At 67.5% G+C, this 13465-nt stretch carries 15 protein-coding genes and 1 pseudogene; 10 read left to right on the plus strand and 6 right to left on the minus strand.

Features of this window, described 5'->3' with window-relative positions; all coding sequences use genetic code 11:
- Positions 1-39 precede the first annotated feature (39 nt).
- Complete coding sequence (locus V9G04_06225) at positions 40-831, plus strand: sulfurtransferase (GenBank protein ID MEI2712890.1); 792 nt, start codon at positions 40-42, stop codon at positions 829-831.
- A gap of 17 nt (positions 832-848) precedes the next feature.
- Here V9G04_06225 and sepH read toward each other — a convergent pair whose 3' ends face one another.
- Complete coding sequence (gene sepH / locus V9G04_06230) at positions 849-2000, minus strand: septation protein SepH (protein ID MEI2712891.1); 1152 nt, start codon at positions 1998-2000, stop codon at positions 849-851.
- Positions 2001-2075: 75 nt separating this feature from the next.
- Complete coding sequence (locus V9G04_06235) at positions 2076-3275, minus strand: MFS transporter (GenBank protein MEI2712892.1); 1200 nt, start codon at positions 3273-3275, stop codon at positions 2076-2078.
- A 24-nt stretch (positions 3276-3299) separates the two neighbouring features.
- On the opposite strand from V9G04_06235, the gene V9G04_06240 reads away from it, so the two are divergent.
- The 3 genes from V9G04_06240 to V9G04_06250 all read left to right on the plus strand — a co-directional run bounded on the left by V9G04_06240 (position 3300) and on the right by V9G04_06250 (position 5623).
- Positions 3300-4397 carry a ferrochelatase gene (locus V9G04_06240; protein MEI2712893.1) on the plus strand — a complete coding sequence of 366 codons (1098 nt, stop codon included), beginning with the start codon at positions 3300-3302 and terminating at the stop codon, positions 4395-4397.
- On the plus strand, positions 4394-5209 hold the full coding sequence (locus tag V9G04_06245; GenBank protein ID MEI2712894.1) for an inositol monophosphatase family protein: 816 nt from the start codon (positions 4394-4396) through the stop codon (positions 5207-5209). Before V9G04_06240 ends, V9G04_06245 begins: the two co-directional genes overlap by 4 nt.
- Before the next feature lie 123 nt (positions 5210-5332).
- Positions 5333-5623, plus strand: coding sequence for a DUF4193 domain-containing protein (locus V9G04_06250; GenBank protein MEI2712895.1), 291 nt, complete (start codon positions 5333-5335; stop codon positions 5621-5623).
- 7 nt (positions 5624-5630) lie between these two features.
- On the opposite strand, the gene V9G04_06255 is transcribed toward V9G04_06250, so the two are convergent.
- Together V9G04_06255 and V9G04_06260 are read right to left on the minus strand one after the other, a co-directional pair.
- Positions 5631-5951: a DUF4235 domain-containing protein gene (locus V9G04_06255; protein ID MEI2712896.1), complete on the minus strand. Its 321-nt coding sequence runs from the start codon at positions 5949-5951 to the stop codon at positions 5631-5633.
- A 62-nt stretch (positions 5952-6013) separates the two neighbouring features.
- Positions 6014-6478, minus strand: a complete 465-nt coding sequence (locus V9G04_06260; protein MEI2712897.1) for a DUF3093 domain-containing protein — start codon at positions 6476-6478, stop codon at positions 6014-6016.
- A gap of 45 nt (positions 6479-6523) precedes the next feature.
- On the opposite strand from V9G04_06260, the gene dut reads away from it, so the two are divergent.
- The 4 genes from dut to V9G04_06280 all read left to right on the plus strand — a co-directional run bounded on the left by dut (position 6524) and on the right by V9G04_06280 (position 8758).
- Positions 6524-6994, plus strand: coding sequence for a dUTP diphosphatase (gene dut, locus V9G04_06265; GenBank protein MEI2712898.1), 471 nt, complete (start codon positions 6524-6526; stop codon positions 6992-6994).
- Between the two features lie 35 nt (positions 6995-7029).
- Entirely contained in the window at positions 7030-7650 is a 621-nt protein-coding gene (locus V9G04_06270; protein MEI2712899.1) for a DUF3710 domain-containing protein, read from the plus strand.
- A gap of 101 nt (positions 7651-7751) precedes the next feature.
- A complete protein-coding gene (locus V9G04_06275) occupies positions 7752-8036 on the plus strand; it encodes an OB-fold nucleic acid binding domain-containing protein (protein ID MEI2712900.1) in 285 nt (94 codons plus the stop codon).
- Positions 8033-8758 carry a DUF3159 domain-containing protein gene (locus V9G04_06280; GenBank protein MEI2712901.1) on the plus strand — a complete coding sequence of 242 codons (726 nt, stop codon included), beginning with the start codon at positions 8033-8035 and terminating at the stop codon, positions 8756-8758. Before V9G04_06275 ends, V9G04_06280 begins: the two co-directional genes overlap by 4 nt.
- Here the strand turns inward: V9G04_06280 and V9G04_06285 are convergent.
- Positions 8759-9422: pseudogene (locus V9G04_06285) on the minus strand (TrkA family potassium uptake protein).
- Entirely contained in the window at positions 9422-10084 is a 663-nt protein-coding gene (locus V9G04_06290) for a TrkA family potassium uptake protein (protein ID MEI2712902.1), read from the minus strand. Before V9G04_06290 ends, V9G04_06285 begins: the two are co-directional and overlap by 1 nt.
- A gap of 61 nt (positions 10085-10145) precedes the next feature.
- Between V9G04_06290 and V9G04_06295 the strand changes: the two genes are divergently transcribed.
- Positions 10146-12206, plus strand: a complete 2061-nt coding sequence (locus V9G04_06295; GenBank protein MEI2712903.1) for an APC family permease — start codon at positions 10146-10148, stop codon at positions 12204-12206.
- A gap of 2 nt (positions 12207-12208) precedes the next feature.
- Positions 12209-13393: a TRAM domain-containing protein gene (locus V9G04_06300; GenBank protein MEI2712904.1), complete on the plus strand. Its 1185-nt coding sequence runs from the start codon at positions 12209-12211 to the stop codon at positions 13391-13393.
- The last annotated feature ends 72 nt before the right edge of the window (positions 13394-13465 follow it).

Raw genomic sequence — 13465 nt, forward strand, 5'->3', positions numbered from 1 at the left:
CAGACTAGGTTGCGCCTGTGAGCAGAGCTCTTGATCGACGTGGCGCAACTGCATCGGTGCAGTGAGGACGTCACGATCCTCGACGTGCGGTATCGCCTGGGCGGACCGCCGGGCGCAGCCGAGTTCGCGGCCGGGCATATCCCAGGCGCGTCGTATGTGGACCTCGATCGTGATCTGGCCGACCCACCCGGCGTGGGCGGTCGCCACCCGCTGCCTGACACCCTCGGCTTCGAAGCCGCGGCACGCGGTTGGGGCGTGGGCCAGGACCGTCCCGTGGTGGTCTATGACGACTGGGGGAGCCGAGCAGCGGCCAGGGCGTGGTGGTTGTTGCGCTTCCACGGGCATCCGGACGTACGGGTGCTCGACGGCGGTTGGTCCGCGTGGAGACTGTCGGGTGGAGCCGTGGAGCCCGGCGACTCGGCGAAACCTGTCGAGGGGGACTTCCGGGCGCGCCCTGGAGCCATGCCCGTGGTCGAGGCGGATGCCGTGCCGGCGGTGAGTGTGCTGGTGGATGCGCGAGCACCCGAGCGCTTCCGCGGGGCGGAGGAACCCGTGGATCCGGTCGCCGGCCATATTCCGGGCGCTGTCAACGTGCCGACCGGCCTCAACCTGGACGAGTCCGGCCGGTTCCAGGACCCCGAACGTCTCCGCGCGGTCTATGCCCGGGTGGGCGCCGTGGAGGGGGCGGATGTCGCGGCGTACTGCGGTTCCGGGGTCACGGCCGCCCACGACGTGTTGGCGATGGAACTCGCAGGCGTACGCGCTGCCCTCTATCCCGGGAGTTGGTCGGGTTGGATCACCGATCCCCGACGGCCGGTGGAGCGAGGCTGAACCAGCCTGTTGTCGGGTCAGTCCTTGTTCGGCCCGCTGCCGAACATGATCTCGTCCCAACTCGGCACCGAGGCGCGTGCGCCCTTGCGACGCGGCCGAGGTGCGGGCTCCGGCCCAGAATCAGGCCCAGAATCGAGCCCAGAATCGAGCCCAGAGTCAGGAGCAGCCGTGTCCGGCGTGGGCGCGTCAGTCTCCGCGCCCTGGTCGCGCCGTACGGGAATGTCGGTCACCGCGGCGGCACCGTCGACGCGCTCGTCCTCCTCCGCCCGCGAGAAGACGGCGTCGAAGAAGGAGCCGCCCTGCTCGCGGTCGGCGGGTTCGTCGCGGCGTACGGTCTCGCGGATCCGCGCGGCGGTGTCGCTCAGGTCGGCGGTAGCCGCGACGTCGTCTCGGGAGTCGCTCTCACGACGAGTGTCAGCGGGCGGCGGGGCGGGCGGCTCCTCGCTGACCAACTGGATCGCGTCATCGCCCAGCGCGCCGATTGCGCCGCCCAGCGGGAGTTCGTCCTCGGAGACGACAGCCGCGAGCCGGCGTTCGCTCCTGGCCGACTTGCTGGTCGCAGCGGGCTTGGTCTCCTCACCCAACAGCCAGCGTGCATCGTCGTTGTCGGCGGTCACGAAGTTGCCCGGCGCATCGAAGGTGAACCTCGCGGTGCCCTTGCGTTTGCCCGCGTGGATCTCACCGGTGAGGGTCCAACGACCGTCCTCGCGCCGGAAGGAATCCCAGCGGACTGAATCGGAGGTGAGGTTGAGGTCGCTGAGGTGGGTGGCGACGGTGTCGCCGAGCGTACGCGCGGTGCCCGTCGAGCCGGTGCCGGTCGAACCGGCGGCGTCGCTGCGACGGCGTACGGACGCGCGCTGCGCGCGCTCGGCGATGTGCTCGCGTTCGGCGAGCACCGGAGCCGCGAACGGCATGATCTTCTCCACGGTGGTCTGTGCCGCCGCGGCGACCGCCTCGGGTGTCTCTCCGGCGCGGATCCGCATCTGGATGTCGCGGGGGCGAAGTGCGCTTTCCATGTGAATCTCCAGCTGACCGAGTCGGGTGTGGTCACCGCGCAGCGCGGCGCGAAGCGATGCGTTGGCATCGAGGGTGAATTCTGCTCCGGCGTCATCGACCAGGAGCAAGCGTCTGCCGTCCCCACTCAGCCCGACGAGCGTGAGGTGGACCATAAGGAGGACGGCTCCTGATTCGGATGACGGGTGTCGAAGAGCACGCTGACGTGCCGATTCCTGATTGACGTGAGCCTACGCCAGCGCGCCGTGTCGATCCGGTGCGGCTCGCGGGAGGGCCTGGGCGACGAGGGCAGCGAAGCAGGCGCCGGCGATCGTCACGAGGAATGCCGAGTTTGCGCCGTGCGCGTCGATGATGACGCCTGCCAGCGTTGCCCCCGGCGCGACCCCGGCCACGATGCCGGTGTGGACCAGCGCCATGCCTTCGGTCAGGCGAGCTGACGGGACGCGCTGCTCGGTCAAGGTGAGCACCGCGATCATCGTGGGGGCGATGCCGAACCCGGCGATGAGCAGGGCCAACCCCATCGGGGGCAGCGAGGACAAGAACGGCATCGGCAACATCACCAGGATCAGCGCAACTGCGCCGACCTTGACGCGGAACTCAGGCCCTCGGCGCCACCGGATCGCTCCTGAGATCACACCGGCGCACAAGGAGCCCAGCGCCCAGAGCGCGAGCAGATAGCCGGAGGCGCCCTTGTTGCCCTGTTCTTCGGCAAACGCGACCGCGGCCACTTCGGCTGAGCCGAAGAAGGACCCCAGCATCAGGGAGACCAGAGTCAGCGGGATCAGGGTGCCCCACGGCAACGCGGGGCGGGGCCCGCTTTGGTCTTGGTGTACGCCGGGAACAGGCTGGGTGGAGCGCTGTGCCGCGAGCAGTAGTGTGCCGAGCAGGCCCGCCACGATCGCCGTACCGAGTCCGGCTAGTGGATGCACCGACGTTGCCAGCACCGTGACCAGGATCGGCCCGAGGATGAAGACGACCTCGTCGAAGACGCCTTCGAGTGCGTACGCGGTCTGGATCTGGTGCGGGTTGTCGAGCACGTGGGACCAGCGTGCGCGGATGCAGGTGCCGAGGGGCGGGAAGGTCAGCCCGCCCACAGCGGCGCAGGCAAAGACGACCCACAGCGGAGACTCCTGCCAGACGGCGGCGATCAGCCCACCCATCGCCAGCGAGCAGGCCGTGACGGTGATCGAGAGAACCTTGTCCTGCCCGAGCGCGTCCATCAGCCGTCCGATCGGGACGGCTCCTGCGGCGTTGGCGATCAGATAGGTCGCACTGATCGCGCCCGCGAGGCCGTACGACCCGGTCACTTCGGAGACCAGCAGCACGATGCCAAGGCCGAACATGGCCATCGGCAGCCGCGCCACCAGGCCGGTTGTCGAGAACTTCGCCGCACCCGTGGTGGAGAGGACGTGGCGGTAGTTCGCGAGCATGTGGGAACTCCTACCATGACGAGCATGGCGACACCTGATCCGCGACCGTACGACGCGCTTCTATTGGTCTCCTTCGGAGGCCCGGAGCAGACCGAGGACGTAGTGCCGTTCCTGGAGAACGTCACCCGGGGTCGCGGGATTCCGCGAGAACGACTGGAGCAGGTCGGAGAGCACTATTTCCACTTCGGTGGGAAGTCTCCGATCAATGACCAGAACCGAGCATTCCTGGCGGCGATCCGGGAGGATTTCGCGGCGGCCGGACTTGATCTGCCGCTCTATTGGGGCAACCGCAACTGGGACCCCTACCTTGCTGACACGATCGAGCAGATGCGCGCGGACGGCGTCACGCGCGCGGCCTGCTTCCTGACGTCGGCCTACTCGTCGTATTCGGGATGCCGCCAATATCGCGAGAACCTCTTCGAGGCGACCGCCCGCGTCGAGGGCGCGCCCAGGCTCGACCGCTTGCGGGCGTACTGCAACCACCCCGGATTCCTGGAGCCCTTCGTCTCCTCGACCCTTGCCGCGCTTGGAGAACTTCCCGAGGAGCTGCGCGACGAGGCTCATCTGGTGTTCGTCACCCATTCGATCCCCGACTCGATGAACGACGGCAGCGGCCCGGAAGGTGGCGCGTACGTCCGTCAACACCGCGACGCGGTCCGCGTCGTGGCGCAGCGAGTCCGCGACGAGTCGGGCGTACGCCGTCTCGATCACCTGGTCTATTGCTCGCGCTCTGGCGACCCGCGGATGCCCTGGCTGGAACCTGACGTGAACGATCACCTGGAGGCCCTGGCGGGCGGGGGTGTCCGCGCGGTGGTCATCATCCCGATCGGATTCGTCTCCGATCACATGGAGGTCGTGTGGGACCTCGACACTGAGGCGATCGCGACCGCCGAGCGTCTCGGCATCGTCGCGCGGCGGGCCGGGACCCCCGGCGTGGACCCACGCTTCGTGGCAGTCGTACGAGACCTGCTGCTGGAGCGCGCGGCCACCGAGCGGGGCGAGTCGCCCGAACGCTCGGCCGTAGGCGACCTCGGGGCCTATCCCGACCTTTGTCGTCCCGGCTGCTGCCCCAACCCGCGCGCGGACCTGCCTACGTTGGGTCAGTGCGAGGCGTCGGAGTGAACCCCGCCGATCCCGGCGAACTGCTCGCCTTGGCGAGGGACGTGGCACAACAGGCCGCGGTCTTCGTCGCCGAGCAGCGTACGCGTCCGGTCGAGGTCGCCGACACCAAGTCTTCGCCGATCGACATCGTCACGGCCGTCGACACCGCGACCGAAGCGATGATCCGGCGCCTGCTGCTCACGGCACGTCCAGGCGATGGCTTCTTGGGCGAGGAGGGTGGTGTCGAGTCCGGGGAGTCCGGCGTGACCTGGATCGTCGACCCGATCGACGGCACCGTGAACTATCTCTACGACCTCCCGCAGTACGCCGTCTCGATCGCCGCCCACCAGGGCGAACAGGTCGTTGCAGGGGTCGTCGTCAACGCCGCGACAGGGCAGACGTACGAGGCAACGCTCGGCGGTGGCGCCCGCTGCGATGGGCGTGACTTGGCGGTCAGCGAGGTGGGCCCGCTGTCGATGCGCCTGATCGCGACCGGCTTCGGCTACAGCCAGGACCTGCGTCAGGTGCAGGCGTCGGCGATCGCTCGTCTCCTGCCGCTCGTACGCGACATCCGCCGACTCGGGTCGTGTGCGTTGGATCTGTGTCTGCTCGCCAAGGGCGTCTTCGACGGCTACTTCGAGGAAGGTGTGCACGACTGGGACCACGCGGCGGCCGGACTCGTGGTGCGTGAAGCCGGCGGCAGGACCCTGCTCACCACGGGCCGCGGCGGTCAGGACCTGCTGATCGCCGGCCCCGCGAACGGCTTCGACGACCTCGTCGACGCACTGGTCGAGGCGGGCGCGCTGCCCGCCCACGCCGTGGCGACGGAATAGGAAACTGCCCGGATCTGTTGCGTGCTGGACAGCGTGCGGCGAGCCCCCCGTGCACAGACCGCGGGTGATGGTGCACAATCTGGCGCGCTGGCCCGGCAGAAGACGCTTTTCAGGAGACTTGTTATGGCTACCGATTACGACGCCCCTCGCAAGACCGAGGAAGAGCAGAACGAAGAGAGCATCGAAGAGCTCAAGGCGCGCCGGCATGACAAGAATTCCGGCAAGGTGGACGAGGACGAGGCCGAGGCGGCCGAGTCATTCGAGCTCCCCGGCGCCGACCTCTCCCACGAGGAACTCGCGGTCGAGGTGAAGCCCAAGCAGGAGGACGAGTTCACCTGCATGAGCTGCTTCCTGGTGCACCACCGCAGTCAACTGGCAGACGAGAAGAAGCTCATCTGCCGCGACTGCATCTGAGGCCTGATCAGGACGTCGCGGGCTCTGCGGAGTCCTTGTCCTGGGAGTCCTTCTTGAGTTCGGCCGGCAGGTGTCCGGTGGACTTCTCGTAATAGCGCGCCGCCTTGCGCGTGGCCATCATCCGCGCGATCGCGATCAAGGTGCCCGACAGGGCCGCCCACGCGACCGCCTCCCAGACGTCCACATCCGGGTCCGCCGGATTCGCCGGAGGATTCTTGCCGGTGGCCATCCGCCACGACGTGTTCACGCCCTTCTTGGCGACCGCGGCCGCACCGAGGGCAGCCGCCATCGAGAAGATGGTCCAGATCTTGGAACTCGAACCTGCCATGTGTCGCTGACCTCCTGAAGGAATGCGAATGGAGAAACCCTAACCACAGCCTCGCGGCGAGGTCAGGGGCGAGTAGGGGCTTTCGCCTCGGTGATCGCGGCTGCCAGGCGGTCGGGACGTCGAGTATTGATCAACCAATAGGGCGTGGGATCGGCCGGGTCCTCCAGCGGGATCCGCACCGCACGCTTGAGGTAGGGGCGCAGCAGGAAGTACGCCCGCGCATCAGCGTCGCGTCCGGCTGCCAACCGAGCCTCGTGCGCGTCCAAGGTTTCGGGCTCGCCGAGGAAGCGGACCTCGATGCGGGCCTGACCGGCACTCAGCACACCGTCCGCGACCCGGACACGCGCAGCGCCGTACGCCAAGAACAGCGCGCTCAACAGGGCCAGGGCGATCGCGCTGACGACCCAGGCGGCCGTGAGGGGCATGGCCACGATGACCGCCAGCCACAGGCTCGCGACCAGCATCGTGCCCTGGACCCACCACCGCAGGGGGACGGAGAGCCGCTCGTCGTAGGTCACGGCCGTCATCGTAGGTCGCGGTGTCGCGGTGGTATGCGGGTAGGGTCGATCAACGTGCCTGACAGCGTGACCGCCGCGGATCTGCAGATCCTGGTCCGGCGACTCGATCCAGACCTGCCGTTGCCGTCGTACGCCCATCCCGGTGACGCGGGTGCAGACCTGGTGACGACGATCGATATCGATCTGGCTCCCGGCGAGCGGGCTCTGATTCCGACGGGTATCGCGATTGCTTTGCCGGAGGGCTACGTGGCGCTGATCCATCCGCGTTCGGGCTTGGCGGCGCGACACGGAATCTCGATCGTGAACACGCCGGGAACCGTGGACGCGGGCTATCGGGGCGAGATCAAGGTGCTGCTGATCAACCATGACCGCACGGAGTCGGTGCAGTTGAGTCGTGGTGATCGGATCGCGCAGTTGGTGATCCAACGTTTCGAACGCGCCGCGTTCATCGCCGTGGACGACCTGCCGGACTCGTCGCGAGGTGCGGGCGGATACGGTTCTACGGGCGGGTTCGAGTCGGCGTAGCCGATCGCCCGCAACAGAGTTTGAGGAGAAGAGCAGTGAAGTTCCGTCGCAAGTCCGCCCCCGCATCGGCCGAGCCGGAGGCTCCCGCGGTCACCACCGCCGACGAGTTGAAGGGTGGCCCGCACGACAGTGCGGATGTGCACCTGGAGGAGGGGTCGTACGCCGACCTCGGCTCGCTGTGGATCCTGCCGCCCGAGGGGCGCGAGGTGCAGTTGCGTGTCGACGAGAACACCGGGGCCGTGGAGTCGATCATGGTGATCGGACCGGACGGTGCGCTGGAGTTGCGCGCCTTCGCGGCACCCCGATCCGGCGACCTCTGGGACGACGTCCGGCCGGAGATCGTGGCCGACATCGAGAGCCGTGGTGGTGAGTCCGCCGAACAGGAAGGCCCGCACGGGACCGAGTTGAACGTGCGACTCCAGGTCCAACTCCCCGACGGTCGCGTGGGCGAGCAGCGCTCACGGATGCTGGGCATCAACGGTCCGCGTTGGTTCCTGCGCGCGTCGTTCCTCGGTGCGCCCGCCATGGACGAGACCGCGGCGCAGGACTGGCTCGCGGTGCTCGACAACGTGATCGTGCACCGCGGCAAGGAGGCGATGCCGGTCGGCGAGGCGTTGCCGGTCGTCCTTCCCGACTCCGCGCGCCCGACATCCTGACGCAAGGCAACTACGATTCCGCCATGCCGACCAAGAGCCGCCTGCGCGCGACGATCAGCCGGTGGGCCAACAGCGCCGAACAGCACGACCGTGACCTGCGCATGGACCATCAGGACGGCGGCAACACGCCCGTGGCGCTGGCCCAGGACAGAGTGCCGGTCCAGATCCAGGGCACGCTGCGCACAGTCACGTTGCGCCCGCGAGGTGGCGTGCCCGCACTCGAAGCCGAGTTGTACGACGGGACGGGCGCCATCACGTTGGTCTGGCTCGGCCGTCGACGGATCGCGGGGATCGTGCCCGGGCGCGCCATCCGCGTGCGAGGGCGGATCGGCGTCCAGCACCGCGCGCGGGTGATCTTCAACCCCCGCTACGAGCTCGTCTCGTGACGTCGCAGCCCGAATCCGCACCCATCGTCGACACCGTCGAGGCGCTGGTCCGCAAGCAACTCTCCCAGGCACTCGGGGGTCGCCGCGGCATGCTCGAAGCGGCCGTCCCCACCGTGCTGTTCACGGCGACCTGGCTGACGACCAAGCACCTCAACCTGGCCCTCGGGATCTCCCTCGGTGCTGCCCTCGTCCTGCTCGCGGTTCGGTTGGTGCAGCGCTCGTCGGCGCAGTTCGTGCTGAATGCCGTCTTCGGGATCGGCATCGGCTGGGCCTTCGTCGCGATGTCGGCGCGAGGTGGCGCGAGTGCGGACGAGCAAGCCCTGGCGTACTTCCTGCCCGGCATCCTCTACAACGCCGGTTACGCCGTGCTGATGGCGATCAGTTGTCTGACCACCTGGCCGCTGGTGGGGTTCATGGTCGGCAGTGTCACCGGCGATCCGACCGCCTGGCATGAGGACCGACCGGTCGTACGCCTGTGTACCAAGTTGACCTGGCTGCTCGCCGTGCCGTGCTTGCTGCGAGTGGCGCTGCAGGCGCCGCTGTGGCTGGCCGGCAAGCGAGAGGTGATCGATCCGGACACCGTCGTGGCACTGCTCGGCACCTTGAAGATCGCGCTGGGGTGGCCACTGCAACTCGCGACGCTGGCCGCCATGGTGTGGCTGCTGGGACGCAACCACACGCCGATCACGCCTCGGGTGGTGACTCCGGTCGAGCCGGCCTGATCAGCCGCGCGGAGACAAGACCGCTTGCAGTTGGTCCTCGACCTCGGCGGGTACCACGAACAGCAGTTCGTCCCCGGACTCCAACGGTTGTTCCGCGTCGGGAACGTAGACCTGCCCGTCGCGCAGGATCGTGACCAGCGCGCAGTTCTCGGGGAAGGGGATCAAACCGGCCGGCTTGCCGACGTGCGGCGACTCGGCCGGGAAGGGTGATCTCGACCAGGTTGGCGTTTCCTTGGCTGAAGGTGAACAGGCGGACCAGGTCGCCGACCGTGACGGCCTCCTCGACCAGCGCCGCCATGATCCGCGGCGTCGACACGTTGACGTCGACGCCCCATGCCTCGGTGAAGAGCCACTCGTTGTTGGGGTGGTTGACCCGACCGACGGTGCGGGGGACCCCGAACTCGGTCTTGGCGAGCAACGAGGTGACCAGGTTGGCCTTGTCGTCGCCGGTGGCGGCAATGACCACGTCGCACCGGTCTAGGCGGGCCTCCTCCAGCGAGGAGAGTTCGCAGGAGTCGGCGAGCAGCCATTCGGCATCCGGCACCCGGTCGGGCTTGATGGCCGTGGCGTTCTTGTCGATGAGCAGGACGGAATGTCCGTTGAGGATCAACTCGCGGGCGATGGAGCGACCGACCGCTCCGGCACCGGCAATGGCGACTCGCATCAGGCCTCCTCGGGTCCGGCGGCGATGACGTCGTAGGTGTGTACGGCAGTCTCCTCGCGCATCACCAGGTGCATGAGGTCGCCTTCTTGGAGCACGGTGTCGCGGTTGGGCAGCATGCCCTCGCCGAGACGGTCGATCCACGCGATCCGACTGCGACTCTGCTCCTGGAAGTGGATGGTGCGGTGCCCGACCCAGTTCTCGGGACAGGGCACCTGATCGACGCGAATCGTCCCGGACGGATCGCGGAAGTCCGGCTCGGCGCCCGCGGGCAGGATGCGACGCAGGATCTGATCCGAGGTCCAGCGCACCGTGGCGACGGTGGTGATTCCCAGGCGTTGGTAGACCTCTGCCCGGCCGGGGTCGTAGATACGTGCGACCACCTGCTGCAGGCCGAATGTCTCGCGCGCCACGCGCGCCGCGATGATGTTGGAGTTATCTCCGTTGGACACGGCCGCGAACGCGTCCGCGCGCCGGATCCCGGCCTTCTCCAACACCGACTGGTCGAAGCCATATCCGGTGACCTTGTCGCCGTTGAACGTGGGACCGAGTCGGCGGAACGAATCGGGCTCGCTGTCGATCACCGAGACGGTGTGATTGCGGTCCTCCAGACTGCGAGCGAGATTCGAACCGACGCGGCCGCAGCCCATGATCACGACGTGCACGCTGAAACGTTATCCCAGTCCGTGTGTGGGAAGCGCCGGTGAGGGTCTAATCTCGTCTGCCGTGGGTGTCGGCGATGTTTCCAAGCGGATCCTGTTAGGCCGCAAGCTTCGCAACGAGCAGTTGGGGGAGACGCTTCTGCCGAAGCGGATCGCGCTACCGGTCTTCGCCAGTGACGCGCTCTCGTCGGTCGCGTACGCCCCCGACGAAGTCTTCATCATGCTGTCCGTGGCGGGCGCCTCTGCGTACGCGTTCTCCTGGAAGATCGGCCTCGCGGTCGCGCTGGTGATGCTCACGGTCGTGGCGTCGTACCGCCAGAACGTGCATGCCTACCCCAGCGGTGGCGGCGACTACGAGGTCGCCACGGTCAACCTCGGTGAGACGGCCGGGGTCACGGTCGCCTCGGCGTTGCTGGTCGACTACGTGCTGACCGTCGCGGTGTCGATCTCGTCCGGGGTTCAGAACGCCGCGGCGGCGATCCCCTCGCTGATCGGACACGAGGCGACGGTCGCCATCGTCTTGGTGTTGCTGCTCGCCGCGATGAACCTTCGAGGCGTACGCGAGAGTGGCAGCTTCTTCGCCATCCCGACATACGGCTTCATGATCGGTGTGCTCGGCATGTCCGCCGTGGGTGCCTTCCAATACTTCACCGGCCACCTCGGAAAGGTCGAGAGCGCGCAATGGCAGATCGTGCCGACGCCGGGGTTCGGCGAAAACGAGATCACCCAGATCGCGCTGGTCTTCTTGTTGGCGCGGGCCTTCTCGTCCGGGTGTGCCGCCCTGACGGGAGTCGAGGCGATCTCCAACGGCGTGCCTGCGTTCAAACGGCCCAAGTCCAAGAACGCCGCGACGACCCTGCTCCTGCTGGGCAGCATCGCGATCACGATGTTGATGAGCATCATCCTGCTCGCGCGCGAGATGGGGCTTCGCTACGTCGACCCGCACGAGCTGGAGCGATTGCGCGACGCCAACGGCAACCCGATGCCCGAGGGTTTCGACCAGCACCCCGTGATGGCCCAACTGTCGAAGGCGGTCTTCGCGGACTTCCCGCCCGGCTTCTACTTCGTCGTGGCCATGACCGGCATCATCTTGGTGCTGGCCGCCAACACCGCGTTCAACGGCTTCCCGGTGCTCGGCTCGATCCTGGCCAAGGACGGCTTCGCCCCCCGGTCGCTGGCGTCGCGCGGTGACCGGTTGGCGTACAGCAACGGCATCCTCTTCCTGGCCGTGATGGCGATCATCCTCATCTATGCCTTCGACGCCCAGACCACCAAACTGATCCAGCTCTACATCATCGGAGTCTTCGTCTCCTTCACCCTCAGCCAACTTGGCATGATCCGGCACTGGACCCGGAACCTGCGATCGGTGAACGATCCGGCCGAGCGCGCCCGGATGCTGCGCTCGCGGGCGATCAATGCCTTCGGTCTGGGCATGACCAGCGTGGTGCTGGTGATCGTGCTGCTCACGAAGTTCCTGGCCGGAGCGTGGATCGCGATCCTCGCGATGATCGTCTTCTTCGCGATCATGAAAGCCATCCGGCGTCACTATGACGCCGTCGAACTCGAGTTGGCCGCAGACGAGCAGGACAAGGTGCTGCCGACGCGCGTACATGCGATCGTCCTGGTCTCCAAGTTGCACAAGCCGACGCTGCGGGCCCTGGCCTTCGCCAAGGCAGCGCGCCCCAACATCTTGGAGGGCGTCTACGTCTCCATCGATCAAGGCCAGACCGATCGGCTGCTGGAGGAATGGGACGACCGGAACATCGACGTGCCGCTCAAGGTGCTCTACTCGCCCTATCGCGAGGTCGTACGCCCGATCGTGGACTACGCCTCGGAGATCAGGAAGGCGAGCCCTCGCGGGGTGGTCGCCGTCTACATCCCGGAGTACGTCGTGGGGCGCTGGTGGGAGCAGTTGCTGCACAACCAGACGGCTCTGCGGCTGAAGACTCGGCTGCTGTTCACGCCCGGCGTGATGATGATTTCGGTGCCCTACCAGTTGGCCTCGTCGGTGCTCGCGCACGAGCGCGAACTCAACGCCGACACGCGTGCGCGCGCGGGCGATCTGCGTCGCGGGCGGGTCGTGGATGACGAGGGCCAGACCGCGACCTGGCGGGGTCAGGACTGAGCGTGGCGCGACGCAACCGTCCTCGGCGGCCACGGGGTGCCTCCGCAGTCGGGCAGCGTTTCGAGGTCGTGGTCGGCCCGGTGGCGCACGGTGGCCACTGCGTCGCCCGCGTCGAGGAGTCACAAGATTCCGTCGAGGGGTCACGAACGCTTCGAGACCGCGTGGTCTTCGTACGCCATGCGCTGCCGGGTGAGCGTGCGGTCGTGGAGATCACCGAAGGCACCGAACGCGATCGATTCTGGCGAGGTAACGCGGTCGAGATCCTGGAGCCGTCCGCCGCGCGCGTGAGCGCGCCGTGTGAGTACGCCGGGCCGGGCGGGTGCGGCGGTTGCGATCTGCAGCATGTGTCGCGCTCGGGTCAACTCGACTGGAAGACGATGGTCGTACGCGAGCAACTGGTTCGCTTGGCTGGCATGTCGGCCGACGATCCGCTCGTCACTGGCTTGACCGTGCAGACCGTGGGGCCAGACGACGGCCTGCGGTGGCGCAGTCGGACCAGGTTTGTGCACTTGGGCCAAGGCAGGCTCGGGCTGCGCGCGTACCGGTCCCATCAGGTCGTCGAGGTGGATGACTGCCTGATCACCGCTGAGCCGATGGTGGGTGCAGGCCGTGAGGTGGAGACGGTCACCGCAGCCGGGCGTACGCACGAATTCACCCGCGCCCTCGACGGGTTCTGGCAGCCACACGTGGAAGCCCCCCGAGTGTTGGTCGAGGCCGTAGTCGAGATGCTGGGTCCCAAACTCGGGGAGTCGGTGCTCGATCTCTACGGGGGAGTCGGGCTGTTCGCGCGGTTCCTGGGCGACGAGGTCGGGCCGGATGCCCGAGTCGTATTGATCGAGGGCGATCGGATCGCCGCCGGACACGCGCGCGGCAACCTCGCACGGGGTGCTGCCGGGAGTACGTCCGTCGCAGCCGGTGACGTGGAGCAGGTGCTCGGCCAACGTTATGACGAGCCCTTCGACATCGTCGTGCTCGATCCGCCGCGCACCGGGGCCAAACGAGCGGTGGTCGAGCAGGTGGTGGACCGCGCGCCGCGTGCGGTGGCGTACGTCGCCTGTGATCCAGCTGCGCTCGCGCGTGATCTCAAGTCTTTCGCCGAACTCGGCTATGTCACCCGGGAGATCCGGGCGTACGACCTCTTCCCGATGACGCACCACGTGGAATGCATCGCCTTGCTGACGCGGTAACTCGTTCACCCAACCCTTGACTTATCGAAAAACGATATTATCGTTCTTCGTGACATCGAGTTTCGATAAGGA

This window comes from Nocardioides sp. (genome assembly GCA_037045645.1).
Taxonomy (GTDB): Bacteria; Actinomycetota; Actinomycetes; order Propionibacteriales; family Nocardioidaceae; genus Nocardioides.

What these genes read in the sequence shown, in the direction of transcription:
- sepH (MEI2712891.1), bottom strand. Translation starts at nt 2,000, where the DNA reads ATGGTCCACCTCACGCTCGTCGGGCTGAGTGGGGACGGCAGACGCTTG.
- V9G04_06250 (MEI2712895.1), top strand. Translation starts at nt 5,333, where the DNA reads ATGGCTACCGATTACGACGCCCCTCGCAAGACCGAGGAAGAGCAGAAC.
- V9G04_06255 (MEI2712896.1), bottom strand. Translation starts at nt 5,951, where the DNA reads ATGGCAGGTTCGAGTTCCAAGATCTGGACCATCTTCTCGATGGCGGCT.
- V9G04_06275 (MEI2712900.1), top strand. Translation starts at nt 7,752, where the DNA reads ATGGACCATCAGGACGGCGGCAACACGCCCGTGGCGCTGGCCCAGGAC.
- V9G04_06235 (MEI2712892.1), bottom strand. Translation starts at nt 3,275, where the DNA reads ATGCTCGCGAACTACCGCCACGTCCTCTCCACCACGGGTGCGGCGAAG.
- V9G04_06240 (MEI2712893.1), top strand. Translation starts at nt 3,300, where the DNA reads ATGGCGACACCTGATCCGCGACCGTACGACGCGCTTCTATTGGTCTCC.
- V9G04_06260 (MEI2712897.1), bottom strand. Translation starts at nt 6,478, where the DNA reads ATGACGGCCGTGACCTACGACGAGCGGCTCTCCGTCCCCCTGCGGTGG.